At 69.3% G+C, this 22,784-nt stretch carries 24 protein-coding genes; 17 read left to right on the forward strand and 7 right to left on the reverse strand.

Annotated elements, in window-relative coordinates; genetic code table 11:
* Window positions 1–18 precede the first annotated feature (18 nt).
* On the reverse strand, window positions 19–1,479 hold the full coding sequence (locus ABD089_RS05735) for an LCP family protein (RefSeq protein WP_343885278.1): 1,461 nt from the start codon (window positions 1,477–1,479) through the stop codon (window positions 19–21).
* Between the two features lie 94 nt (window positions 1,480–1,573).
* Between ABD089_RS05735 and ABD089_RS05740 the strand changes: the two genes are divergently transcribed.
* Window positions 1,574–2,599 carry a glycosyltransferase family 2 protein gene (locus ABD089_RS05740; RefSeq protein WP_343885279.1) on the forward strand — a complete coding sequence of 342 codons (1,026 nt, stop codon included), beginning with the start codon at window positions 1,574–1,576 and terminating at the stop codon, window positions 2,597–2,599.
* A gap of 6 nt (window positions 2,600–2,605) precedes the next feature.
* On the opposite strand, the gene ABD089_RS05745 is transcribed toward ABD089_RS05740, so the two are convergent.
* Window positions 2,606–3,307: a TIGR03089 family protein gene (locus ABD089_RS05745; protein ID WP_343885281.1), complete on the reverse strand. Its 702-nt coding sequence runs from the start codon at window positions 3,305–3,307 to the stop codon at window positions 2,606–2,608.
* Between the two features lie 110 nt (window positions 3,308–3,417).
* On the opposite strand from ABD089_RS05745, the gene ABD089_RS05750 reads away from it, so the two are divergent.
* The 3 genes from ABD089_RS05750 (at window position 3,418) to ABD089_RS05760 (ending at window position 5,797) form a co-directional block, all read left to right on the forward strand.
* Window positions 3,418–4,497 carry a mannose-1-phosphate guanylyltransferase gene (locus ABD089_RS05750; RefSeq protein WP_343885283.1) on the forward strand — a complete coding sequence of 360 codons (1,080 nt, stop codon included), beginning with the start codon at window positions 3,418–3,420 and terminating at the stop codon, window positions 4,495–4,497.
* A gap of 95 nt (window positions 4,498–4,592) precedes the next feature.
* Window positions 4,593–5,390 carry a hypothetical protein gene (locus ABD089_RS05755; RefSeq protein WP_343885284.1) on the forward strand — a complete coding sequence of 266 codons (798 nt, stop codon included), beginning with the start codon at window positions 4,593–4,595 and terminating at the stop codon, window positions 5,388–5,390.
* A 149-nt stretch (window positions 5,391–5,539) separates the two neighbouring features.
* A complete protein-coding gene (locus ABD089_RS05760) occupies window positions 5,540–5,797 on the forward strand; it encodes a WhiB family transcriptional regulator (protein WP_343885285.1) in 258 nt (85 codons plus the stop codon).
* A 228-nt stretch (window positions 5,798–6,025) separates the two neighbouring features.
* Here ABD089_RS05760 and ABD089_RS05765 read toward each other — a convergent pair whose 3' ends face one another.
* Window positions 6,026–6,460 carry a metallopeptidase family protein gene (locus ABD089_RS05765; protein ID WP_343885286.1) on the reverse strand — a complete coding sequence of 145 codons (435 nt, stop codon included), beginning with the start codon at window positions 6,458–6,460 and terminating at the stop codon, window positions 6,026–6,028.
* Between ABD089_RS05765 and ABD089_RS05770 the strand changes: the two genes are divergently transcribed.
* Genes ABD089_RS05770 through ABD089_RS05790 form a run of 5 tightly spaced genes read left to right on the forward strand, consistent with a single transcriptional unit; the run spans window position 6,459 to window position 10,033 of the window.
* Window positions 6,459–6,899, forward strand: coding sequence for a DUF3499 domain-containing protein (locus ABD089_RS05770; RefSeq protein WP_343885287.1), 441 nt, complete (start codon window positions 6,459–6,461; stop codon window positions 6,897–6,899). The genes ABD089_RS05765 and ABD089_RS05770 overlap by 2 nt on opposite strands.
* A gap of 45 nt (window positions 6,900–6,944) precedes the next feature.
* On the forward strand, window positions 6,945–8,330 hold the full coding sequence (locus ABD089_RS05775; RefSeq protein ID WP_343885288.1) for a phosphohexomutase domain-containing protein: 1,386 nt from the start codon (window positions 6,945–6,947) through the stop codon (window positions 8,328–8,330).
* 37 nt (window positions 8,331–8,367) lie between these two features.
* A complete protein-coding gene (locus ABD089_RS05780; protein WP_386769106.1) occupies window positions 8,368–8,571 on the forward strand; it encodes a Trm112 family protein in 204 nt (67 codons plus the stop codon).
* Between the two features lie 14 nt (window positions 8,572–8,585).
* The gene (locus tag ABD089_RS05785) at window positions 8,586–9,602 is read left to right on the forward strand and encodes an SIS domain-containing protein (RefSeq protein WP_343885397.1); all 1,017 of its coding nucleotides are present in this window, start codon (window positions 8,586–8,588) and stop codon (window positions 9,600–9,602) included.
* A 5-nt stretch (window positions 9,603–9,607) separates the two neighbouring features.
* Window positions 9,608–10,033: a type II 3-dehydroquinate dehydratase gene (locus ABD089_RS05790; protein ID WP_343885398.1), complete on the forward strand. Its 426-nt coding sequence runs from the start codon at window positions 9,608–9,610 to the stop codon at window positions 10,031–10,033.
* Between the two features lie 89 nt (window positions 10,034–10,122).
* Here the strand turns inward: ABD089_RS05790 and ABD089_RS05795 are convergent, their stop codons facing one another.
* Window positions 10,123–10,764 carry a hypothetical protein gene (locus ABD089_RS05795; RefSeq protein ID WP_343885291.1) on the reverse strand — a complete coding sequence of 214 codons (642 nt, stop codon included), beginning with the start codon at window positions 10,762–10,764 and terminating at the stop codon, window positions 10,123–10,125.
* A gap of 118 nt (window positions 10,765–10,882) precedes the next feature.
* On the opposite strand from ABD089_RS05795, the gene ABD089_RS05800 reads away from it, so the two are divergent.
* Window positions 10,883–12,145, forward strand: a complete 1,263-nt coding sequence (locus tag ABD089_RS05800) for a C39 family peptidase (protein ID WP_343885292.1) — start codon at window positions 10,883–10,885, stop codon at window positions 12,143–12,145.
* 6 nt (window positions 12,146–12,151) lie between these two features.
* Here ABD089_RS05800 and ABD089_RS05805 read toward each other — a convergent pair whose 3' ends face one another.
* On the reverse strand, window positions 12,152–12,577 hold the full coding sequence (locus ABD089_RS05805) for a DUF952 domain-containing protein (RefSeq protein ID WP_343885293.1): 426 nt from the start codon (window positions 12,575–12,577) through the stop codon (window positions 12,152–12,154).
* A complete protein-coding gene (locus tag ABD089_RS05810; RefSeq protein WP_343885294.1) occupies window positions 12,574–12,846 on the reverse strand; it encodes a DUF3039 domain-containing protein in 273 nt (90 codons plus the stop codon). Before ABD089_RS05810 ends, ABD089_RS05805 begins: the two co-directional genes overlap by 4 nt.
* An 87-nt stretch (window positions 12,847–12,933) precedes the next feature.
* On the opposite strand from ABD089_RS05810, the gene ABD089_RS05815 reads away from it, so the two are divergent.
* Window positions 12,934–14,322: an MFS transporter gene (locus ABD089_RS05815; RefSeq protein ID WP_343885295.1), complete on the forward strand. Its 1,389-nt coding sequence runs from the start codon at window positions 12,934–12,936 to the stop codon at window positions 14,320–14,322.
* Here ABD089_RS05815 and ABD089_RS05820 read toward each other — a convergent pair.
* Window positions 14,297–15,385 carry a serine/threonine-protein kinase gene (locus tag ABD089_RS05820; RefSeq protein ID WP_343885296.1) on the reverse strand — a complete coding sequence of 363 codons (1,089 nt, stop codon included), beginning with the start codon at window positions 15,383–15,385 and terminating at the stop codon, window positions 14,297–14,299. The two genes, ABD089_RS05815 and ABD089_RS05820, sit on opposite strands and share 26 nt — an antisense overlap.
* Window positions 15,386–15,427: 42 nt before the next feature.
* On the opposite strand from ABD089_RS05820, the gene ABD089_RS05825 reads away from it, so the two are divergent.
* From ABD089_RS05825 to ABD089_RS05850, 6 genes are all read left to right on the forward strand, one after another.
* Complete coding sequence (locus ABD089_RS05825; RefSeq protein WP_343885297.1) at window positions 15,428–16,156, forward strand: RDD family protein; 729 nt, start codon at window positions 15,428–15,430, stop codon at window positions 16,154–16,156.
* An 11-nt stretch (window positions 16,157–16,167) separates the two neighbouring features.
* Window positions 16,168–16,683, forward strand: coding sequence for an RDD family protein (locus ABD089_RS05830; RefSeq protein WP_343885298.1), 516 nt, complete (start codon window positions 16,168–16,170; stop codon window positions 16,681–16,683).
* 182 nt (window positions 16,684–16,865) lie between these two features.
* Window positions 16,866–17,876, forward strand: coding sequence for a hypothetical protein (locus ABD089_RS05835; RefSeq protein ID WP_343885299.1), 1,011 nt, complete (start codon window positions 16,866–16,868; stop codon window positions 17,874–17,876).
* 56 nt (window positions 17,877–17,932) lie between these two features.
* Complete coding sequence (locus ABD089_RS05840; RefSeq protein ID WP_343885300.1) at window positions 17,933–18,928, forward strand: ATP-grasp fold amidoligase family protein; 996 nt, start codon at window positions 17,933–17,935, stop codon at window positions 18,926–18,928.
* Complete coding sequence (locus ABD089_RS05845; RefSeq protein ID WP_343885301.1) at window positions 18,928–20,892, forward strand: glycosyltransferase family 4 protein; 1,965 nt, start codon at window positions 18,928–18,930, stop codon at window positions 20,890–20,892. Before ABD089_RS05840 ends, ABD089_RS05845 begins: the two co-directional genes overlap by 1 nt.
* Entirely contained in the window at window positions 20,889–22,784 is a 1,896-nt protein-coding gene (locus ABD089_RS05850; protein ID WP_343885302.1) for a Wzz/FepE/Etk N-terminal domain-containing protein, read from the forward strand. Before ABD089_RS05845 ends, ABD089_RS05850 begins: the two co-directional genes overlap by 4 nt.

The raw sequence follows: 22,784 nt of genomic DNA on the forward strand, positions 1-22,784 counted from the left end.
TCGTGCTGACGGCGCGACCTACTTGGCGTACTGCTCGAGACCATTGGTTGTTCCGCTCGCCATCGTCGCGAACATCTTCGCGGACTCCGTCTCGTCCCAGATCACCGAGGAACCGGCAGCCGTCGTCGTGTCGGTGCTGGACAACGGCACCGTCAAGGTCAGCCCGGAATCAGAAATGCCACGCATGGTGTTCAGCGCGCTGGCGACCTCGATCAGCGAGGTGTCCTGGCCGCGCGTCACGGCCTGTCCGCCGGTCATCGACAGCTTCCAGTAGCGCACCGGATTGATGAAGGTCATCGGGCTCAGTGCCTTCTTCGCCACGGCGCTGACCATCTCGCGCTGGCGCTTGGTCCGTCCGATGTCACCGGTCGGGTCGGCTTTGCGCATCCGGACATAGCCCAGGGCATTCACGCCGTCGAGATTCTGGCAGCCCGCTGGAAGGTCGATGTGGGAGTCCTTGTCCTTGATGGCGTTCGGCAGGCACATCCGGATGCCGCCCAGGGCGTCGATGACATTGGAGAAGCCGTCGAAGCCGATCTCCAGATAGTTGTCGATCCGCAGGCCGGTGTCCTGCTCGATGGTCTCGACCAGCAGGTCCGCGCCACCCAGGCTGTAGGCGGCATTGAGCTTGTTGTGGCCGTGCCCGGGGATGGCCACATAGGAGTCACGGGGCAGGCTGACCAGTGCCGGCTGGCCCGACTTGGGCTGGAAGAGCAGCATCATCGTGTCGGTGCGCTTGCCCTCCTCGCTTCCGGTGCCAAGTTGCTTCTTCTGCTCCGCCGTGAGGTTGTCGCGCTGGTCGGAACCGATCATCAAGGTCAAGGTGCCCGGCTGGTTGGCCGGACGGGTGCCGTCGGGAGCTTCCTGTGCACGTGGCATCCGCGACAGTCCGATCGCGGGCACCACCAGCAACCAGACGAGCCAGGCGGCGAGCAGTCCGAGCAGGATGCGGACGATCGGAGGACGGCCGTGGCGTCGGCGACGCCCCCCGGCAGCCAAGGGGCGTCGGCGACGCCCCCCACCAGCCAAGGCCGCCGCCGACCCGCCGATCTGCGGCGGAACAGTGGCGCTCCCGGTTCGCGTGGCCGCTGCGATCGTCCGCGCTGCGGGAGCAGCGCTGGGGGTCGGGCGGGGAGCCGGCCGCGGGGCCGCGGTCGGTTCTGGACGGGGAGCGGGTTGGGCATCGCGGACGGTGTGACGTACGGACGGGGCAGCGTCCGTTGTCTCGGTGTGGACGACGCGCTGAGGGGGCAGGTCGACGCTGGTCGCCGTGGGGTCGGCCGAGGGGTCCGCGCCGCTCTGGGCAGCCTGGGCGCCGGTGCGGGCCGCAGCCTCCTGCTGGGCGGCGATCTGGGACCGGCGGCGCAACAGTTCGGCCTGCTCGCTCTCGTCCAGCACCCGGGTGTGGTCCAGCTCCTCGTCGGTGCCGTACAACCACGCCAGGTCTGCCTTGCGTCGGCTCTCGTTGCGTCGATCCATGGGTTCGAGGTTACCGAGGCTGGCTGTGGTGCCCGGTTCACCCGTCCGGCGAGCCGGGAGACGGCGCCCGATCGACTGCGGAACAATGGCCCCCATGTGCGCAGCCGGTCTGACCCTCCCGCCCGTGAGCGTGGTGATGCCCGTCCTCAACGAGGAGCGCCACCTCGCCCGCTCCGTGCGGGGCGTCCTGGGCCAGGACTATCCCGGTGAGTTGGAACTCGTGCTGGCGATCGGCCCGAGTCGCGACCGCACCCACGAGATCGCCGAGCAGATCGCGGCCGTAGATCCTCGCGTTCGGATCGTCGACAACCCCGCGGGGACGACCCCCGCCGCGCTCAACCTGGCGATCTCCACGGCTCGTCACGACATCATCGTCCGGGTCGACGCCCACGGTGAACTCGCGGACGGTTACATCGCCACGGCGGTGGAACTGTTGCAGCGCACCGGCGCGGCGAATGTCGGCGGGCACATGGCAGCGGTCGGCACCACCGCCTTCGAGAAGGCGGTCGCGGCCGCCTACACCTCCCGAATCGGCCTGGGGGGCAGCACCTTCCACCTCGCCACCTCCCAGGAGGGTCCGGCGGACACGGTCTTCCTCGGCGTCTTCCGGCGCGATGCACTGGCCACGGTGGGTGGCTTCGACCCCTCGATGAAGCGCGCGCAGGACTGGGAGCTCAACTACCGGTTGCGCAAGTCGGGGGAGACGGTCTGGTTCAGCCCCGCTCTGCAGGTCACCTACCGACCTCGCAGCAGCGTGAAGGCGCTCGCGCAGCAGTTCTACAAGACCGGCCAGTGGCGCCGTGAGCTGATGAGCCGCAACCCCGAGACCGCCTCTGCGCGCTACCTGGCGCCTCCGGTCGCGGTGGCAGGCGTGGCCGGGGGGACGCTGCTCGGGCTGGCCGGGCTGGTCGGGCCGAAGTGGCTGCGACTCGGCTTCGCGGGTCCGCTGGGCTACCTGGCGGCCGTGCTGGCTGGATCGGCTGGCCTGCGTCGAGATCTGGAGCCCGAGGTGCGCGCGCAGCTTCCGCTGGTGCTGGTGGTGATGCACATGGCCTGGGGCGCTGGTTTCCTGGCCGGTCTGCCGGCCTCCGAGCGGGCCGCCGAACAACCGGACATGTGAGCCCGCTCAGGCGGTTGCGTGCTCCTCGGCGGCGATCCGTGCCAGCCAGGTGGGGTCGTCGCCACCGCTGACCAGCACCACCGAGCCACCGCCCAGCAGCGGCGCCAGCAGTGCGCCGCGGACGACTTCCACCGGGTCGTCGGAGGGGGTGAGCAGCAACCGCCCCGCCACGGGCTGGACCTCGCCCATGTCGGCCAGCGCCAGCTTCCGCTGCCCATCGTCCAGCAGCGTGGCCGGGGCGGGCGTCCGCCAGTGCACGTCCGGCTGGCTGAGCACCTCGGCGTAGTCGGTGACGCCAGGAACCGGAGTTGGTAGGCCAAGACCCAGGGGATGCAGGGAGCAGACGACCGTCTCCACCCCCGGTACCGGGTGCGAGTTGGTGGGCCCGAGCACCGCCACCTCGACGCGGTCCAGGTCATCGCGGGGCAGTGCCATGACGGTGCCACCCTGCTGCCAGGCGGCCATCGTCCAGACCAGGCTCACCCAGTGCAGGGGGTGCGACAGGAGCAGGGGCAAGCCGACCTCCGAGCCCTCGTCGAGACCCAGCGCGCCCATCAGGTTGGCCGTCTTGTCGACCCAATTTGCGAAGGTGCGGGCGCTGAACTCGACGCGTGAACCGTCACCCAGGTCGTAGCAGGTGAGCAGGGGGCGTGCCCCGTCCTCGCGGACGCGGGCCTCCAGAGCGTTGACCGGGTCGATGATCGGCATTGACCCATGCTAGAGGGGTCGGCGGACCACCAGCAGTCTGGGGGCGGGTGGATGCCAGCTGGGTCAACAGCCCCAGCCAGATCCACCGCGCGTCCCCTAGCCTTGAGGTCATGCGTTATGTCGTGATCATGGCCGGTGGATCCGGTACTCGTCTGTGGCCGCTCTCCCGCAAGGGGATGCCCAAGCAGCTCCTCAACCTGGTCGAGGGCAAGAGCCTGTTGCGGTTCGCCTACGAGCGGGTGGCGGGGCAGGTTCCCGACGCGAATGTCCTGGTGTGCGCGGGCGCCGCCTACACCGACGTGGTCGCCGAGCAACTCCCCGAACTGCCGGCCTCGAACCTGCTGGGCGAGCCAGTGGGTCGCGACTCCCTCAACGCCGTCGCGTGGCCAGCCGCCGTGCTCGCCAAGCGGGACCCCGAAGCCGTCGTCGCCGTCATCACCGCCGACCAGCTGATCACCCCCGTGGAGGAGTTCAGCCGCTCGCTGGACGAGGCCTTCCAGATCGCGGAGGCCGACCCGAGCGCCCTGGTGACCTTCGGTGTCGTCCCCGACCACGCACACACGGGCTACGGCTACCTCAAGCGCGGCGAGTCGCTGGTCGACTTCCCGGACGCCTCGGAGGTGGACGAGTTCAAGGAGAAGCCGAGCGCCGAGGTGGCGCAGCAGTACCTGGATTCGGGCCAGTACTGGTGGAACTCGGGGATGTTCGTGTGGCGTGCCGCCACCGTGCTGGCCGAGCTGGAGCACCTGATGCCCCAGACCCATGCTGCCTGCCTGGAGCTTGCCGAGCACCCGGAGCGGCTGGAGGAGATCTACCCGGCCCTGGAGAAGACCTCGGTCGACTACGCGATCATGGAGCCCGTCAGTCAGGGCAAGGGCAATGCGCACGTGGTCGCCGTGCCGTTGGACATCAACTGGGTCGACCTGGGTGGTTTCGCGACGCTGGCCGAACAGCTCACCCAGGACGAGCAGGGCAATGCCCGCGAGGGCGTCACGGTGTGCCTCGACGCGTCCGGCAACCTGCTGGTCAACCGCGGCCGGCCGGGGACGGTCGTGGCCGTAGCGGGCATCTCCAACATGGTCGTCTGCGTCACCGAGACGGCCACACTGGTGGTGCCGATCGACCAGAGCCAGCGGGTGAAGGAACTGGTCGCGCTGGTCGCCGACCAGGTTGGACCCGAACTGGCCTGATGCGCGCGGGCCCCGGTGACGCTTTTTGTCTCAATGCCCACCTACTCTGTGGAGGTGCGGGCCTGCACATGGCCCAGGGGACGAATGGAGTGGGAATGGTCGAGAAGGCAAAGCGGTTTCGCGAACCCTTCGCATGGTTCCTGGTGGCGTGCGCCGTGGTGCAGTTGCTGGTCTCGCTGGGGCGCTGGTACTACCTGCACGACCGCAACCAGTCCGGCTGGGCCGATGCCGCCCGCACGTTGAGCGGTTCGCCCACCACCTTGACCTTGGTCATCGCCCTCACCCTGGCCGTCCTGGCCTGCTCCTTGTGGTCACCGGCGACCGAGAAGGCGAGGGGTGTCGGAGTTGCCGCTGTCACGGTGCTCGGGCTGTCGTCGGTGGTCTCCTTGGCGATGCTGATCGCCGGGCTCCAGTCCCACGCGTCCACGTTCGTGTTGCGCGTGCTCGATCTTGTCGGCGGTCTGGTCGATCTGGCCATCAAAGTGGCCTGCGTCGTGGTGATCTGGCGGTTCAGCCGCACCGCGGCGCAATCAGCCGACGAGGTGGTCCCGGGGCTGCCAAGGGTTCCCGAACGATCCCTGCAACCGGCCAGCTGGACTGCGGACCAGGCCGTCGGTGCCGCTTGGTCCCGAGCCGGGGACGCGGCATCCGGTGCTCGCGCCGACGCCATGGGCGCGACCGCACACGGATGGCAGCCCGCCAGCCGGGCACCGGCCCTGCCTGAGCTGCCAGTAGCACCGCAACGCCGTGACGTCCCGTGGGCCACCGCGGGCCAACAGGCGGCAGGGGAGACCGGGGTCCGTCCCTGGGAACCGGAAGCCGACCCCACGCACACCACCGCTCCTGTGCCCCGACAGTGGCGCCCCCTCGGCACGGACGACCCCACTTCCTGATCCATGCGCTCGAGCCATCCGCACCCCGCTGTCCGGATTTGACATCCTGCGGGCTTGACGCAGCGCAATTACAGGCCTGTAATTCATTGCGTAGGGATTGGGCACGGCGCGTCCCACCAGCGTTGTGAAGGGTCGAGAGGACAAGGGCGATGGGCGAACTGCTGACATTGGTGCCGGTGGAGGACGAGGGCCTGCTCGGCTGGCAGGAGCGTGCGCTGTGCGCCCAGACCGACCCCGAGGCCTTCTTCCCCGAGAAGGGTGGCTCGACCCGCGAGGCCAAGCGTGTCTGCCAGACCTGCGAGGTCAAGAGCGACTGCCTCGAGTACGCGCTCGGCAACGATGAGCGCTTCGGCATCTGGGGCGGACTGTCGGAGCGTGAGCGTCGCAAGCTGAAGAAGCGCGCCTGAGTCATCCGCACGGACCACAATCGCTTCTGAGCACAATCGCTTCCGGGCACAATCGCTTCTGGGCACAATCGCAACTGACCAAAATCACTGGGCCAAAATCACTGGGCCAAAATCGCTGGGCCAAGATCGCTGGGCCAAGATCGCAACGGGCGCCGCACCCCGCATGGGCGCGGCTCTTCTGCGTCCTCCTCGCGCCACGCCGTGGCTCTGTTGGAACCACGCCGTGGCTCACCAGTCGTCGTCCAGGCTCGGGTCGATGTCGGTGATGCTGCGCGCGGTCAGTGCCGCGAGCTGCTCGGCCAGCGTGCGGTGCACGAGGTCGCGCAGTTCCGTGCGGGAGCCGGCCCGGTGTTCCAAGGGGCGCTGGTACACGACGATCTGGGCGGCCTGCACGGTCGTCGCCTCCACGGCGGCGGCCAGGGGGATCCGGTCGTCGGTCCACAGCCGGTCGACCGGCGGCACCTCCTCGATCCCGATGTCCACCCCGTCCAGACCGCCGGGGCAGGTCTCCCGGATCCGCACCACAGCGTCGGTGACGCACTCGGTGAAGAAGGCTTGGCGCCCACGGTTGAGCCGCACCGGTGCGGGACGTCGGGTGTAGGGGTTCGGCAGCGACATGGGCCCGCGCAGGCCCCGGTCGTGACGGTCGCGGCGGCGTGGCATGAGGGCAATTCTAGGCGCCGCGACTAGCCTGTGGCCCGTGGTTGGCAGGGGATGCACCCGAGCGGGGTGCCAGGGCAGGGCCGTGGCGACGTTGACCTATGCCTATGACGACGAGACGGCCGTGCTGGGGGCGCTCGCGCCATCGCGTACTCCGGGTGCCTACGACCTGTGCCGGGCCCACGCCGACGGCTTGTCCGTCCCGCAGGGCTGGGAAGTAGTCCGACTTCCGGATGCCTCAGACCCTGCTCCTGCGCCAGCTGTGGACGATCTGTTGGCGTTGGCCGATGCGGTGCGTGAAGTGGGGCTGCGTCACGACGAGTTGCCGCCGCCGGGACTTGCGGCACCGGTGGAAGATCGGGCCGGTGAGGTGGTGGTCCTGGCCGAGCGGAGGCACCTTCGCGTGATCGCCGACGCTCAGCGGGGTCTCAGCGCCGAGTAGGCACCAATTGGGGATGTTCGGAACTCCGGTCGATAGTGTGGGCCGGTGATCACTCGGGGAATGTTCAAGGCCAATGACATCCGAGGCATCGTCGGGGGCGACGCTGCCGAATGGGACGAGACAGGGGCCCGCGCCATCGGCGCCGCCTACGTCGAGCTGATGAACCTGGCGGGGGAGGGCTTCGTGCTGGGGCGAGACATGAGGGTCTCCGGGCCCCAGATGTCGGCCGCCTTCGCAGACGGGGCCCGTGGCGCGGGGGCCGACGTCATCGACGCCGGGCTGTCCAGCACCGACCAGCTGTGGTTCGACTCGGGCTCGATGGACCTTCCCGGTGTGCAGTTCACCGCCAGCCACAACCCCCCGGAGTACAACGGCATCAAGTTCTGCCTGCCCGGTGCGCAGCCGGTCACCTCTGACTTCATCACCCGTCTGGCCGACCGTGCCGAGGAGATACTCGCCTCCGGCGCCCTGCCGGAGGCCGACCGCCAGGGGACCCTGTCCCAGGTCGACACCCTGGACGAGTACGCCCAGTACCTGCGCTCGTTGGTCGACACAGCGAACCTGCGCCCGTTGAAGGTCGTCGTCGACGCCGGCAACGGCATGGCCGGGCACACCACCCGCGCCGTGCTGGAGCCGCTGGGCGTCGAGATCGTGGGCCTCTACCTCGACCTGGACGGCAACTTCCCGAACCACCAGCCCAACCCGCTGATCCCCGAGAACCTGGTGGACGCAAGCAAGGCCGTCGTCGAGCACGGCGCCGACCTGGCGCTGGTATTCGACGGTGACGCCGACCGTTGCTTCATCATCGACGAGCGCGGTGAGGTCGTCACGCCGTCCGTCGTGACAGCCCTGATCGCCAAGGCCGAGCTCACCCGCGAGCCTGGTTCCACCATCGTCCGCAACCTCATCACCAGCGATACCGTCGCCGAGGTCGTCGAGGAGAACGGCGGCAAGCTGGTCACCTCGAAGGTGGGCCACACCATGATCAAGGCCCTGATGGCCGAGCACGACGCCATCTTCGGCGGCGAGCACAGCGCCCACTACTACTTCCGCGATTTCTGGGGTGCCGACACCGGCATGCTGGCCGCGCTGCACGTGCTGGCACTGCTCGGCCACCAGGATCGTCCGCTGTCGGAGTTGGTGACCGAGTTCGACCGCTACGCCGCCTCCGGCGAGATCAATTTCACCGTGGCCGACAAGCCGGCGGCGATGGAGGCCGTGGCCTCCGCGCTGCGCGCCAAGGCCGCCGAGGAGCAGTGGGTTGACGGCCTGAAGCTACTGGGCGAGGGCCCGCGCGGCACCTGGTGGGTCAGCGTGCGTCCGTCCAACACGGAGCCGCTGCTGCGGCTCAACGTCGAGGCCAAGGACCCGCAGATGATGGCGGCCCTGCGCGACGACGTGAGTGACATCCTGGCCGGCTTCAGCAGCTGAACCGCTGCCGGCCCTACCTGCCCGGGCGGCGGATAGCATGACGACCATGCCCGACACCATGGAACTGTCCGCCGCCTTCCTCGAGATCGCTGCCTGCCCGGCCTGTCACGCGCGCTTCGCCGTCGACTATGACCGCTCCGAGCTGGGGTGCACGAACACCGAGTGTGGCCTGGCCTACCCGGTGCGCAACGGCATCCCCGTGCTGCTGGTCGACGAGGCCCGCAAGCCCGCCGCAGAGTGAGCTGGGTGGGCGAGATGGAGTTCGACGACACCCGTCTGGACGACCCGACCGCCTTGGCCGGGATCGACAGCCACCTGCGCCAGCTCGCCACGGCGGGCGCTCGGATCCGGGTTGCGGCCGGGTCGACCCAGCTGGACGGCCTGGCCGACTCGGAGCTCGGACGACGCCCGCGAGGCCTGATCGCCCTGGGCGCCGAGGCACGCCTGTTGCGCGCGGTGCTGGAGCCGCAGTGCCCGGTTCCCTTCGTCGCATGGACCATCGACGGGCTGCCCGGCTGGGTCGGACCCCTCGACACTGTCGTGGTGCTGGCCAGCGAGGGTTCGGATCCCGACCTGATGAGCGCGGTCGCGGAGGCGACCCGCCGCGGCGCGAACCTGCTGGTGGCGGCCCAGCCGGGGTCGCCGATCGCGGAGCAGGCCGCGAGCCGATCCACCGTGTTGTTGCCCGTCCCGCTGGCCGATCCCTTGGCCACCGTCGTCGTGACCCTGTCGGCGCTGAATCGGATGGGTCTTGGCCCCCAGGTGCACCCAGAGGTCGTTGCCGAGCGTGCCGACATGGTGGCCGAGGAGTGTTCGCCGCACCGCAACCTGGCCGAGAACCCCGCCAAGGACCTCGCCGTGGCGCTGGCCGAAGCCCAGCCCCTGGTCTGGGGCGGCACCGTGCTGGCCGCGCGCGCCGCGCGCCGCGTCGCGGAATCCCTGCGCCGAGCCAGCGGACGTCCCGCCCTGGCCGCCGACGCGTCCGCTCTGCTGCCTGTCCTGCGGGGCGCGAGCAGCCGGGATCTCTTCGCGGACCCCGCCGACGGCCTGCGTCCGGTGCTGGTCGTCCTCGACGACGGTTCGGACGACGAGCGGGTGCGCCGAGAACGCAGCGAACTGCTCGCGCTGGCCGAGCGCCAGCAGGTGCGCGTGTGCACCGTGGCGGCCACGGCTGCAGCCGGTGACGTGGAGCGCTATGTGGAACTGCTGCAGCGCGGGTTGTTCGGCGCCGCCTACCTGGGTCTGGGCCTGGTCGACGAGGTGGCAGGGTGACCACCATGCGCAGCGTCCTGGTACTCAACGGCGTCAACCTCGGGCGGCTCGGCAGGCGCCAGCCGGAGATCTATGGGTCGACGACCCACCAGCAGCTCGCCGAGCACTTGGTCGTGACGGGGCGCGGTCTGGGCTTGGACGTCGAGGTGCGCCAGACTGATTCCGAGGCTGAACTGGTGGGCTGGCTGCACGAGGCCGCCGATGCCCAGCAGGCGGTGGTGCTGAACCCTGCGGCCTGGAGCCACTACTCGATCGCGATCGCGGACGCGGTCGTTCAGGTGCCGGTTGTCGTAGAGGTACACATCAGCAACATCCACACCCGCGAGGAGTTCCGGAGCCACTCGGTGGTCTCACCCTATGTGCAGGGCGTCATCGCCGGTCTGGGCTTGGGCGGCTACGACCTGGCACTGGCCCACATCGCGGGTCTCTGACCCTTTCAGCCCATCGCCTCGAAGAGGCGTCTCTCATTTGATCGCCGCGAAGAGGCGTCTCTCATCCCATCGCCGCGAAGAGGCGTCTCTCATCCCATCGCCGCGAAGAGGTTGGGCAGCAGGGACGACAGCTCCTCGGTCTCCAGATCCTTGGACACCACGGCGACGGTCACGTCCCCGGTCTTGCGGACGCAGGCGCTGACGCGCTCCCGCTGGCCGCAGTAGCCCGATCCGAACTTGGTGCCGGTGCTGCCGACGATCGACTTCAGCACGGTCTGGAGGTCATTGGGCGTGCGCGCAGCGCGCACCTGCACGACGGTCGATCCCTCGGCGTAGCCAGCGACGTCCCAGCGTCCCTCATTGGACGACTCGACCTTGGTGAAGCCTGCGAACTCGTCCGGCAAGCCGATCGGGGCCGCGGTCGCGGTGACCGAACGGGTTGCGGTCGAGCTGGCCTCGGCGGACGAGGGCTGGGTGGTGGCGGCCGAGGCGGATCGTGTCGCCTGACTGGTGGAAGCAGCGGGGGTCGAGGCGCTGCTCGTCGCTGAGGTGGCGCTGGCGCTCGGGGTCACGGCCGGCAGCGAGCTTGCAGGCACAGCGATGGTGCTGGAGGAGACGGCGGCAGGTTGTGAGGTCGACGCGTCCGAGGCGCAGGCCGTCAGGGCCAAGGGCAGGGCCAGGAACAGCCCGAGGGCGGCGTGGACGCGGATTGTCTGCTGTTGCTGGGTCACGCATCCATTCAACCGCGTTGCGCAGCCCTGCGTCGCGCGCCGTGCATCGCGGACGGTTGCGCGCCCGGTGCGGACGGCGATGTTGGCGCCGAACCTGGACAAGTGTTTCACTTGCGCGGTGTTGATCTCCCGACGCCATGTCCTCACCGGTGCCGCCTCCGGGCTACTGCTCTGCTCGCCGCTGCTGGCCGATGCAGCGACGGCGCCCCGGGCCTCACGGCTCGCTCGCTGGAGCGGGAAGGATTTCGGGGCCGGCCGCCACGCCGGCACGGCCACCACCAGCGCGGGGCTGGTCTTCGTCCGGCCCAGTTCCAGCTGGGCCTGGACCGACCCGCACGGAGGCCACAAGTGGACCTTCGACGTCGCGACGTGGACCTCCCCGGTGGTCAGCACGAGGATCGCTGCCACCAGCCTCGTCCCCTCCTGGATTGCCTCCACGCCCGTCCGAACCGCCATCCGGGTGCGCGTACGGGCCCGCAACCAGTCCGGCACCTGGTCACAGTGGACGACCCTGGCGCTGTGGGCCTCCAGCGGTGAGGGTCCGGTGCGCAGCTCCCAGCCCGCCACCGCGGACGCCGTTGCGAAGACTGCGACCGACACGCTGAAGGCCGCCGCAGGAGTCATCTTCTCCGCCTGGCAGGTGGCCGTCGACCTGTTGCGGCCGCGGGGGACGACGATCGCCCCGGTCGTGCGTCAGGTGGCCGGGGTCAGCGCGACCCCGATCCAGTCCGCCACGCCGGTGAGTCGCTTCGGCCCCGGTGGTGCGGTGCAGTTGGCGGTGCCCGCCTACTCCCAGATGCTGCACAAGTCCCACTACCCGTCCCTGGATGGCGGAGGGGCGGCCTGGTGCTCGGCGACCTCGATGGCGATGCTGCTCGACTACTGGAAGAAGGGTCCCACGAGCACCGAGACGGCCTGGGTGCGCCCCACCCCACACCAGAACCCTCAGGTCGACCACGTCGCCCGGGGCGTCTACGACATTGGCTACCACGGCACCGGCAACTGGCCGTTCAACGTCGCCTATGCCGGCGCGCGCGGCCTGACGGGCTTCGTCACCCGCCTGCGTTCACTGGTCGACGCCGAGAGGTTCGTCCGCGCCGGGATCCCGCTCGCGGTGTCCACTGCCTTCACCAGCTCCCAACTGGCCGGCGCCGGGTTCGCCACCCCCGGCCACCTGATGGTGCTGCGCGGATTCGATGCCGCAGGAGATGTGCGCGTCAACGATCCGGCGTCGGCGCTGAGGGCTAGCAATGCGCTGGTCTCGAAGACCTACGCGCGGGCCCAGTTCGAGTCGGCGTGGGGACGCAGCGGCGGCCTGGCCTATGTGGTGCTGCCCATCGGACGTGCGCTCCCGTCGAGGACCACGGGCGCTGCCTGGTGACGGCCGTCAGGCCTGGGGCTGACCTTCCTCGCTCCTGATGCCGGGCGGGGACCCGGCAGCCTGGAAGGCCATCAGCCCGTCGATCAGGTCTGCACTGTTCGCGAATCGGGTCTCCCGCGTGACGCACGTGACCGGCAAGGCGCCCCCGTACACGTGCGGGAAGTTCTCGGCGCCGGGGTCATTGGGGGAGAAGGGCTCGAAGACCACGCTCAGCCCTGCGGCGGCCATGGCCTCCCGGTCGAGGTCGAGCAGCACGAGCTCGCTGTTGACCTCGTCGAACAGATAGCTCGCCACGCGCCAGGCCTGCTCGTAGCTGTCGGAGGCGTGCAGGTAGCCGACTTCCTTGATCGAGTGCTCCAGCGTCGACCAGTGGTACTCGCCGCTGGTCTGGGCCTGGTCCCACAGCGCCCCGAGCGCGATGTGGCAGATCACTGCTCTCCGCCCGGTCCGCCCTGGTCGCCACCGTGCTTGAAGGACGCCCAGATGTCCTTGCACTCGGGGCAGATCGGAAAGCGGTCGGGGTTGCGCGAGGGCACCCACACCTTTCCGCACAGCGCCACGACGGGCGTGCCGTTCACCATCGCCTCGGTGAGCTTGGCCTTGGGGACGTAGTGCGAGAAGCGCTCGTGGTCCCCGTCCTCGGCCTGCTGGGTCCGCTCATCGAGGACGGTCTGCGAACCGGGTGCCAGGTGCTGGGTCATGGCGGCCATTGTAGGACGGCGCGTCCCCTCGGTCGTCGAAGACCCGCACCTTTCCCGGGCCGGTGATCTTCGTGGCACCATGGCGCGGTGACCTCCCCGACTCCCGCCCCGGTGCGGGCAGCCATGTCGGGGGACCAACGGCGGTCGTTGCTGGTCGGGCTGCTGACCGGTGTGGTCGCGATCGCCTTCGAGAACATCGCCGTGTCGACCGCGATGCCAGCTGCCGCGTCCGACCTGCAGGGGACCCGGCTCTATGCCTGGGTGTTCACCCTCTTCGTCCTCGGCATGACCTTCGCGACCGTGGTTGCGGGGCGCCTTGCCGACCGGATGGGCCCGGTGAAGCCGCTGGTGGGAGGAGGAGCGCTCTTCCTCGCGGGGCTCTTGGTGGCTGGCGCGGCGCCCTCGATGGAGGTGCTGGTCGCAGCCCGCTTCCTGCAGGGCCTGGGTGGTGGCGCGATGAACCTGTGTCTGATGGTGGTGATCGGCACCGTCTTCGAGGAGTCGGCCCGGGCCACGATCATGACCTGGTTCAGCGTCTGTTGGGTGATGCCTGCCTTCATCGGGCCGCCGATCAGTGCGCTGGTCACGCGCCACTTCGGGTGGCACTGGGTCTTCTGGGCCATCGTCCCGGTCGTGCTGGCCGCGGGCCTGTTGTCGGCGCGTCCGCTGGCCCTGGTCAACGCGTCCAGGCAGGCCGATCCGGAGTCTGACGAGCAGGCCGTCCCGCTGTGGGCGGCTGGTGGTGCCGCGGCAGGTGTCGCGCTGTTGCAGGGAGCCGGGCAGATGCTGGACTGGCGGGGTGCCCTGCTCGCTGGACTGGCGCTGGTCGTGCTGGCGGTGAGCGTGCCTCGGCTCATGCCGCCGGGCTTTTGGGGTGTTCGTCCCGGACTGCCCGCGGTGATGTGGACGCGCGCCGCACAAGCCGGCGCCTTCTTCGCCGCCGAGACCTTCCTGCCCTTGTCGTGGGTCGAGCAGCGCCACCTGGAACTGTGGCAGGCAGGCCTGGTGCTCACGATCGGGTCCCTTGGCTGGACCTTCGGTTCCTGGCTCCAGTCCCGCACCTGGCTGGGCTGGGAACGCCAACAGGTGATCGTCGCCGGGCTGGTCGCCACCGGCGTGGGCGTGGCTGGGGTGGCCCTGTCCAGCTGGCACCCCCGCGGGACCTTGTGGCTGGGGGTCGTCGGCTGGACGGTCGCCGGGCTGGGCATGGGTCTGGCTGTGGCCAGCACCTCACTGGCCGTGATGAGCCTTTCCGCGGTGCGATCGCTGGGGCGCAACACCTCCTCCCTGCAGGTCGCCGAAGGTCTGGGCAACTCGTTGGTCGGAGGTCTGGCGGGGACCGTTTTCTACTCCCTGCACGGACGCTCGGGGCATGCCTTCGTGCTGCTCTTCGTCGTCGCGCTGGTCTCGGCGGGCGTGGGCCTGATGGCGGCGCTCCGGGTCGGGCCCGTCAGCTCTCCAGCCAACCCTTCGTGAGCAGCGCCACGAGCACCGTCAGCGCCAACAGTGCGACCCCCACGAAGGCATACCAGGACGCAGGATGGCGCTCGACGGGTCGAGCCACCTCGTAGCGCCCGGGGCCGAGATAGTTCTGCAGCATGGATGCGGGGGTCTCGTTCGGGTGCACCAGGGGTGCGCTGGCGGCGGGGACGGTCTGGGGCATGCCAGCCGACGTCGTGGGCGACTGGCCAGCGGCAGGGGCCAAGGGTCGGGGGCGGTGGCTCTGCCCGCCCGGCAGGACGTCCGCGATCTGGTCGAGGGCCGTGGCGAGATCGACCGCACGCTGTGGACGCAGGTCCGGCTCAGGGGAGAGTGCCCGTGTCAACAGGGAGTCCAGAGCGGGTGGGGCCCCCACCAGCGCCGACACGGGGGAAGGTCCGATCGCGAGGTCGCGTGCGATCACGTCGTCCAGGCTGCGGACGTCGAACGGAGGCCGACCCACCAGCAGGGCGTAGGCCACCGACGCGATGGAGTAGACATCACTGCGCTGGTCGACCCCTCGTCCGGTGGCCTGTTCGGGGGCCATGTATGCGGGGGTGCCGGCCGTCATGGCGTCCCCCTCGCCGATGATCCGGGAGGCGACCCCCAGGTCGGCCAGCATCACCCGCACACCGTGCGGGGTGTGGGCCAACAGGATGTTGCCGGGGGTGACGTCACGGTGCACCATTCCTTCCCGGTGGAGCACCTCGAGGCCGCGAGCAGCCTCCGCGACCAGTCGCAGCGCGCGTCCGGGCTCCACGAGGTTGCCGCGCAGGCTCTCCAACGTCCCGCCGTCGGCGTAGTCCATGACGAAGTAGGGGCGGCCGCCGTCGGTGGTGCCCACGTCGTAGACGCGCACGATCCGCTCATCCTGAATGCGGCGCAACAGCCGGGCCTCTGCCAGGAATCTGCTGCGCACGTCCTCGTCCGCGGCCCATGCCTCGGACAGCACCTTCACCGCGACCGGCACGTCCAGTTGGTCGTCATGGGCCTTGTAGACCGTGGCAAAGGCGCCGGCGCCGATGCGCGAGGTGATGCGATAACGGCCGATTGATTCCATGGTTTGTCCAGTCTCGCACGGGGGGCGTGGAAAACTGGGTGGGTGAACCAAGCACTGCCTGCCATGGACTGGTACCCCGACCCGGCCGACCCGACCCGCGAACGGTATTGGGACGGCCAGCAATGGACGCACAACACACGCGCCCAGAAGACCCTGCCCACCCCGCAACCCCAGCCGTTGCCGCAGCAGTCCCCGTGGCAGCCACAACCACAGGGCGCCTGGCAGCAGCAGCCCCAGTGGACGGCGGCTGAGTCGCAGACGCCGGACGGCATGCCGCTGGCCTCCTGGTGGCAGCGGGTGGCGGCCCATGTGCTCGACACGATGATGATCACCTTCCTGCTCAACCTGCTGTTGGGCCACTGGTCGCAGCGCTTCTCGAATGCCTACGCGCAGTTCATGGACGACTATCTGCTAGCCATCGAGCAGGGCACGGCGGCGCCGAGCGTGGGCGGCTACGACCTGGTGGGTCCCGCGTCCGTGGTGGTGGCCGCACAGGCAGTGCTGACACTGGTCTACGTGGTGGCCATGCTGCGTTGGCGGGGGGCCACCGTCGGCAAGATGATCGTGGGCCTGCGCGTGGTCCCGCAGGACCACGTGCTGGCCACCCACCTCTCGTGGCGGGTCGCGATCGTGCGGGGGCTCGTCTTCGTCGCCTGCCTGATGACCTCGATCTTCTTCGTGCTGAGCGCCCTGGTGGCCCTGGGCACGCGGCGGCGCCAGACCTTGCACGACATGGCAGCCCGCACCGTGGTCGTGCGCGGCCGCCGATGACCCTGGCGCCGATGCCCCCGAGGGTGGTGGGCCTCGCCTCCCCGGCGCGCCGCACCGCGGCCTACCTCCTGGACGGCGCGGCGCTGGTTCTGCTGAGCCGCATCCTGCTGCCTGGTTGGCATGCCCGGGTGCAAGCGGAGCTGCTCAGCCTGCTGCAGACCTCTGTCTCCGCCAGCCAGACGATGCCCGGGCCCATGGAGCTGTGGGCACGGGGTTCCATCCAGATGTGGTTGCTGGGCTCGATCATCGCGCTGGGCCTGAGTGTTTGCTGGGACTTCGCATGGCTCGCGACGGTCGGTGCGACGCCCGGACAACTGCTCTGCGGGATCCGCCTCGTCCAAGCAGGGCAGGAACTTCCGGGCCGTCTCCCGCGATCCGTGGCCTGGCGTCGGACGGTCTGCCGGCGACTGCTGACCAGCTTCGTGAGGCCACTTTTCTGGCTCAGTTCGGCCATGCTGGTGCAGTCGGACGGCCGCCAGGACTGGCCTGACAGGTGGGCGGGCACCCAGGTGGTGGACGTCTCCTGACAGCATTCTGGACGAATGTCTGTAACCTGTTTGTGGATCGGCCAACTCGATATTTCGCCAATTGACATGGCTGGGGCGCCGGGTTGTAGAACTGAACTGCCCTCGTACGTGCGCCGAAGAGGGTTGTGTACTTTCGCACACGTCGCGCGCATTCGGGGGGATGCACAGTGGGGGACGGACTCATGCGTACGACTCTGGACGAACTGGTGGGACGCAAGGTGCTGCTGGTGGCGAGCACCGGCGGGCACCTGCACCAGCTGAACCGGCTGGCGCCGCGCCTCGGGGTCTCGCCCGACAGTGAGTGGCTCACCTTCGACACGCCGCAGAGCCGAAGCCTGTTGGAGGGCAAGACCGTCCACTACGTCCCCTATGTCGCGCCGCGCGACTGGCGCAACATCGTGCGCGCCTGGTGGCGGACCCGCCAGCTGCGCCGCCAGTTCGACATGGCCGTGTCCACCGGCGCAGGGCTGGCGTTGTCCGTGCTGCCGGCGATGCTTCTGCACCGCCGCAAGGCGGTCTTCATCGAGTCGATCTCGCGTGTCCAGGGGCCCTCGGTGGCCGGACGAGTGTTGGCGAAACTGCCGGGCATCGGCCTGTTCGCCCAGCACCCCTGGGCCAGTGGTCCTTGGCAGCAGGGGCCATCGGTGCTGTCGACCTATGCCGCCGAGCCGCCCGCGCTCCGCGCGCAACTGCCTGAGCCACGGCGAATCTTCGTCACCCTCGGCACCATCAAGCCCTACCGCTTCGACCGCATGGTCGACCTGGTGAAGGACTACGCCAGTGCACGTCCCGGCGTCGAGGTCCGCTGGCAGCTCGGTGTGACCGAGCGCGACGACCTGCCCGGCGAGGTCTTCCCCGAGATGGGGTCTGCTGACTTCCGCGAAGCCATCGACTGGGCTGATGTCGTGGTCGCACACTCCGGCGTCGGTGTCGCGATGGGCATCCTCGAGGCCGGCAAGGTGCCCGTCCTGCTGGCCCGCGAACTCGAGCTGGGAGAGCACGTCGACGGCCACCAGCGCCAGATCTTCGGCTACCTGCTCGAGCGCGGTCTTGCCGCCGATGCCCAGCAGGTCTTCCGCTCCCCTCAGGAGCTGGCCCGTGTGGCTGCCACCACGGTGCGGTGCGCTGACCAGCTGGAGGACGCAGACGAGGTGGCCGAGGTGGCCGACACCACCGTCCGCTCCATGGGCTGAAGGTCCCCGAGTTCGAGGCCCGAGAAGACTCCCCACAACCGAGAACAGGAGACGCGATGATCGCCGAGCACGTACGACACATCCACATCGGCGCCCGCGCCGGACGGGTCAGCCGGACCCAGACGGAAGCTGCCCAGGGGCGTCGCTCCGTGGCTCTGCTCACCCGGGTGACCGAGCCGGTGCGCGAGACCTTGCGTCCGCTGCACCGCAGCCTGGCCGCCTCGCTGCCCATCTACTGGCGGCGCAAGTACCTCTACGCCGTCTCGATCCAACGATGGGGCAACTTCATCGACCCGAAGGGCTTCGGCGAGAAGATCAACTGGCGCATCCTGAACGACCGTCGCCCGATCATCGTCCGAGCCTGTGACAAGACGCAGATGAAGCTGATGGCGCGCGAGCGGATCACCGACACCGAGCGGCTGCGGATCGCCCGCACCCTGTGGACCGGCACCGATGTGGACCAGATCCCTGATGAACTGCTGGCCTCGAGGGCGGTGCTCAAGCCCAACGATGGCAGCGGTGAGGTGCTCTTCCTGCCGGCCACCCGGGAGGTGGTCCGCGAGAAGACCCGCGGCTGGTTGACCGGCGAACAGGCCGACCGGCTCGGCGAATGGGGCTACTCGAGGGCCGAGCATGTGATGCTCGTCGAGGAGCAGGTGCCGCACGACAAGGACCTGCCCGACTACAAGTTCTACGTCTTCAATGGCCGGGTGCGTGCGCTCGAGGTGCACCACAACCGCTTCAGCGAGCACCGCTGTTCCTTCTTCGACGGGCACGGCAATTCGATGCCGGTCGAGTCGACCTTCCTGCCCTCCAGTCCGGACATCACGCTGCCGGCGCAGAGCGGAGAACTCTATGCCCTGGCTGCCGAACTGGGTGCTGGCTGGGACTTCATCAGGATCGACCTCTACCTCGATGCGGAGGGCCATGTCTGGTTCGGTGAGTACTCGCCCTACCCCCATGGGGGGTTGAACCACTTCGTCCCATTCTCGTTCGACAAGTTCCTGGGCGAGCCGTGGCAGTTGCCCTCCCTGGAAGAGGTGCGCGGCTGATGCAGTCCCAGCGTCCAAAGGTGTTGATGGTCGGCCCCGACGTCGGTGCGATCGGCGGAATGGGTTCGGTCGCCATGACACTCGCCGACGGTTGTGAGCGCAGTGGGCGTTTCGACGTCCAGTTGCTCAACTCCGGCGGCGGAAACGGACGCAAGGGCTGGCGCGACTGGCCGGCGGCGCTGCGCACAGCCGCCACCGCTGAGGCCGACCTCGTCCACCTGCACGTGGCCAGCCAGGGCAGCACCTGGCGCAAGATGAGCTTTGCCGCGGTCGCCCGGCGTCGTGGCATCCCCTACGTGATCCATTTGCACGGTGCCGGCTACGCCACCTTTTTGGCCGGGCTTGCGCCTGTGCGTAAGCGTCTGGTGGCACAGTTCTTCCAACAGGCCGCCCGGATCGTCACGCTCGGTGACTCCTGGCGTTTGATCGTGATGCGCGAACTGCACACCCACCCGGCCAAGACCCTGGTCGTCGCCAATGGCGTCGACCCGGTGCCGGTGACCGCGCCGGGCACGACAATCGTCCACCTCGGTGAACTGAGCCGCCGCAAGGGCGTCGACGTGTTGCTCGAGGCGGCGGCGCAGGTGCTTGCGGACCATGGCGAATGGCGCCTGCAGCTCATCGGCCCCGCCCCGGACGACGAACTGGTCAACCGGGCCAGGGTCATGTCCGACGAACTGGGCGGACGTATCGAGGTCGTCGGGCCCAAGTTCGGCGACGAGAAGCTGCCATACCTGGGCGGGGCCGGCATCTTCACGCTGGTCAGCCGACAGGAGGGACTGCCGATGGCCATGCTGGAGGCCATGTCCGCCGGGGTGCCCGTGGTGATGACCCCCGTGGGTGCGATCGGTGAGGTGGTCACCGACGGCGAGAACGGACGCCTGGTGCAGCCCGGGGACGTGGACGGGCTCGCCGGCGTGCTGCGCGAGCTTGTCAACGACCCGCAGCAGCGAGCTGGCGTGGGAGCAGCCGGCCAGCAGACCTGGCGCGAGGGGTACAGCAGCGAGGCGATGGTCGAGGGCATCGAGCGGGCCTGGGACGCGGCCCTGGGCGCCGCACCGAGCGCCCAGCCGCTGCTGACCAAGGCCGCGAGCGTCACCGTGGTCGTTCCCACACTCGGCCGCGGCAGCCTGCGTGCCGCTGTCGACTCCGTCCTTGCCCAGCGCAATGACCTGCTGGACGTGCGCGTCGTCGTCGTCAACGACTCCGCCCAGCCGCTTGACCTGGCACCAACTCAGGGCGTCGCCGTCATCGACACCGCGGGGCGCACAGGCTCGTCCGGTGCCCGCAATGCCGGGCTGGCTGTCGTCGACACCGACTTCTTCGCCTTCCTGGACGATGACGACGTGCAGGGCGAGGACCACCTTGCGACCGCCATTGCGACCCTGGAGGCGCGGGAGGCGGACGTCTACTTCTGCCGGGGTCTTGTGCATCGCGGCAATGGCAGCGCGCGCGTCGAGCCCGCGGAGCTGCCGGGGGCGAGCACCCTGCGTGAATACCTGACCGGGCTGTCCAACTGGCGCAGTCGCAGCCGTCGGGTGCTCACCCCGAGCGTGGTGGTGCGCGGACGATGGAGTGACCACCGCTTCGACGAAGCGATGACCGCCTCGGAAGACACTTGGTATCTGCTCGGTCTGGAGAGCCGCGGCGCCCGCGTCGTGGCGGGCCCGGGCGTGCACGTCACCATCAACGGTGACCAGGTGCGCGACGACGACCGCCGCACCACCCAGAGCGATCCCGACGCACTCCAGCGTCGCCTGGCGGACCTCGACCCGGCGATCGTGCCCGGGCTGCTGGTCGGACGCGAGGGACGGGTGGCGGTTCGCGCGGGTGACCCGGCAGGCGTGCTGCGCGTCGCATCCCGGGCCCGTGCCGCGGGTGGCGGGCGTGAGCTCGTGGTGCCGGTGGCTGCCGAGGTCGCCGCGGCGGCCGGCATCGCCCTGGCCCGCAGGGTGCGCCGGTGACGGCCGAGGTGCAGACGAGGTCTCCCCAGGGCGCCCTGGCGCTGGCCTCCAAGTTGTTGGGCTCGTCGGTGCTCGCCCAGGTGGCCGTTCTGGGTGCGACAGCCATCGTGTCGACCGGGCTGCAACCCTCGGACTACGCCGTCTACGGCGCAGTGAGCAGCGTGTGCGGTGTCAGCGCCAGCGTGAACACGATGGCCGCCGAGACCCGCGCGCCGGTCGTGGACGAGCAGTCATCCGGGGCGCTGAACCGCGCCGGGGCGACGATCCTGGCGCTGCTCAGCGCGCTGGTGCTCGTCATCGGGTTGGTGTCGTTCCTCTTCGACCACCAGCTCGCCTGGGTGCTCGTGCTTTCCGCCGGCTGCGGTTTTCTGACCGGCGCGCAGCAGTTGCTCACGGGCGTCGCACTGCGCACCCAGCGCCAGTCTGTGTTGGCCTCGGGACGCGTCACCCAGGGAGTGACCAATGCGTTGCTGCTGCTGGTGCTGTGGGCCGCGCACGCGCCGGGCTTCCTCGTGCTGTGCCTGTCCTGGCTGCTCTCCCTGCTGGCCGGTGGGCTCGTCCTGTTGGCCCGGCTGGGCAGCGTGGGCCTGCGTCCGCAACTGGCCAGCCGCGACGACCTGAGCCTGCTGCGCCGCGAGGTGGGTGCCCAGCCGGTCGCCAACCTGCTCGCCAGTTCGGTGGCGAACCTGCCCGGCATCGCGCTGCTGGCGCTCGGGCAGGGGGCCGTCGCTGGCGTGTGGGCGCTGGTCTCGCGGTTCACCGTCCCACTGGTCAACACCATCAACAACACCCTGCAGCCGCTGTACTACGGCAGGGCGGCCAGCATGGTCCGCGAGGGCCGTACCCGTGAGCTGATCGGTTTCCATGCCCGCTGGATGCGCTGGCTGGTGCTGGCCGGCGCACTGGTGGCCCTGGGCAGCATCGTGCTGTCGATGTTCGTGCTGCCGCTGCTCGGCCCCCAGTGGCGGGTCGCCTGGCTGCCCGCCGTCACGGCCGCGATCTACTACGGGGCCACCTTCAGCTGCCTGCCGATGTCCCAGACCCTGCAGATGCTCGGCCGGGTGCGGCTGGCACTGGTCTGGACCATCGTCCGCTTCGTCGTCTGCGGACTCCCGCTGCTGCTCATTCCCGTCCTCGGCGGCCAGCAAGCCCTGCTCTGGTGGGCGATCGGGGCAGCACTGACCTTCTACTGGCAGTTTTGGTTGCAGCGCGCGAGTCTGGCCGAACTTCAGGGCAATACCGGATTCATCACGGAAAGAGACACCATGACCGAGACCACCCACCTCGCCGACCCCCCGCTGGCATCGGCCTGGTTGCGCGCGTTGCGGGAGCACCTCGCCGTCGTGCTGGGAATCACGGTGCTTGGGGCGATGATGGGTCTCGCGGCCTCGTTCTTCGCGCCCACCGAGTACCAGGCCAGCAGCCAAGTCATCCTGTTGCCAGCCAATGCCAAGAATGCCGGCGAGGTGGATGCCTCGGCGGGCATCGCCCAGTCGCTGGTCGCCTCCTATGCCCAGGCCGTCACCTCCCAGGGCGTGATGACCCAGGCCCTGCAGGAGTCGAAGTCGAGCATGGCATTGGACGACGCAATCAAATCCGTCCGGGTGACGGTGCCCGCGAACACGGTTGTACTGGACATCGTCGTCACCGACAAGACCGGCGAGGGCGCTGCCGCCCTCAACAACGCGATCACCAACCAGTTCGTGAAGCAGTCACCGGCTCTGATGCCCAAGATCAGCAGCGGCACGACGCTGATCCAGCCCAGCGTTCTGCGTCCGGCATTCGTGCCCGACAGCCCTTCGTCCATCGGCAAGAAGGTTTTCCTGGTCGTGGGCACCTTCCTCGGCTTCGCCGCAGGCATGGCCCTGGCGCTGCTGCGTCGAAAGTCCTGA

It is taken from the genome of Luteococcus sanguinis, from assembly GCF_039527675.1.
Taxonomy (GTDB): domain Bacteria; phylum Actinomycetota; class Actinomycetes; order Propionibacteriales; family Propionibacteriaceae; genus Luteococcus; species Luteococcus sanguinis.

Excerpts from the sequence above, each read along its gene's own strand:
- ABD089_RS05830 (WP_343885298.1), top strand. The coding sequence starts at position 16,168 with ATGCCCCCGAGGGTGGTGGGCCTCGCCTCCCCGGCGCGCCGCACCGCG.
- ABD089_RS05760 (WP_343885285.1), top strand. The coding sequence starts at position 5,540 with ATGGGCGAACTGCTGACATTGGTGCCGGTGGAGGACGAGGGCCTGCTC.
- ABD089_RS05835 (WP_343885299.1), top strand. The coding sequence starts at position 16,866 with ATGCGTACGACTCTGGACGAACTGGTGGGACGCAAGGTGCTGCTGGTG.
- ABD089_RS05820 (WP_343885296.1), bottom strand. The coding sequence starts at position 15,385 with ATGGAATCAATCGGCCGTTATCGCATCACCTCGCGCATCGGCGCCGGC.
- ABD089_RS05770 (WP_343885287.1), top strand. The coding sequence starts at position 6,459 with ATGAGGGCAATTCTAGGCGCCGCGACTAGCCTGTGGCCCGTGGTTGGC.
- ABD089_RS05840 (WP_343885300.1), top strand. The coding sequence starts at position 17,933 with ATGATCGCCGAGCACGTACGACACATCCACATCGGCGCCCGCGCCGGA.
- ABD089_RS05740 (WP_343885279.1), top strand. The coding sequence starts at position 1,574 with ATGTGCGCAGCCGGTCTGACCCTCCCGCCCGTGAGCGTGGTGATGCCC.
- ABD089_RS05785 (WP_343885397.1), top strand. The coding sequence starts at position 8,586 with ATGGAGTTCGACGACACCCGTCTGGACGACCCGACCGCCTTGGCCGGG.
- ABD089_RS05750 (WP_343885283.1), top strand. The coding sequence starts at position 3,418 with ATGCGTTATGTCGTGATCATGGCCGGTGGATCCGGTACTCGTCTGTGG.
- ABD089_RS05745 (WP_343885281.1), bottom strand. The coding sequence starts at position 3,307 with ATGCCGATCATCGACCCGGTCAACGCTCTGGAGGCCCGCGTCCGCGAG.
- ABD089_RS05755 (WP_343885284.1), top strand. The coding sequence starts at position 4,593 with ATGGTCGAGAAGGCAAAGCGGTTTCGCGAACCCTTCGCATGGTTCCTG.
- ABD089_RS05765 (WP_343885286.1), bottom strand. The coding sequence starts at position 6,460 with ATGCCACGCCGCCGCGACCGTCACGACCGGGGCCTGCGCGGGCCCATG.
- ABD089_RS05845 (WP_343885301.1), top strand. The coding sequence starts at position 18,928 with ATGCAGTCCCAGCGTCCAAAGGTGTTGATGGTCGGCCCCGACGTCGGT.
- ABD089_RS05790 (WP_343885398.1), top strand. The coding sequence starts at position 9,608 with ATGCGCAGCGTCCTGGTACTCAACGGCGTCAACCTCGGGCGGCTCGGC.
- ABD089_RS05810 (WP_343885294.1), bottom strand. The coding sequence starts at position 12,846 with ATGACCCAGCACCTGGCACCCGGTTCGCAGACCGTCCTCGATGAGCGG.
- ABD089_RS05780 (WP_386769106.1), top strand. The coding sequence starts at position 8,368 with ATGACGACCATGCCCGACACCATGGAACTGTCCGCCGCCTTCCTCGAG.
- ABD089_RS05735 (WP_343885278.1), bottom strand. The coding sequence starts at position 1,479 with ATGGATCGACGCAACGAGAGCCGACGCAAGGCAGACCTGGCGTGGTTG.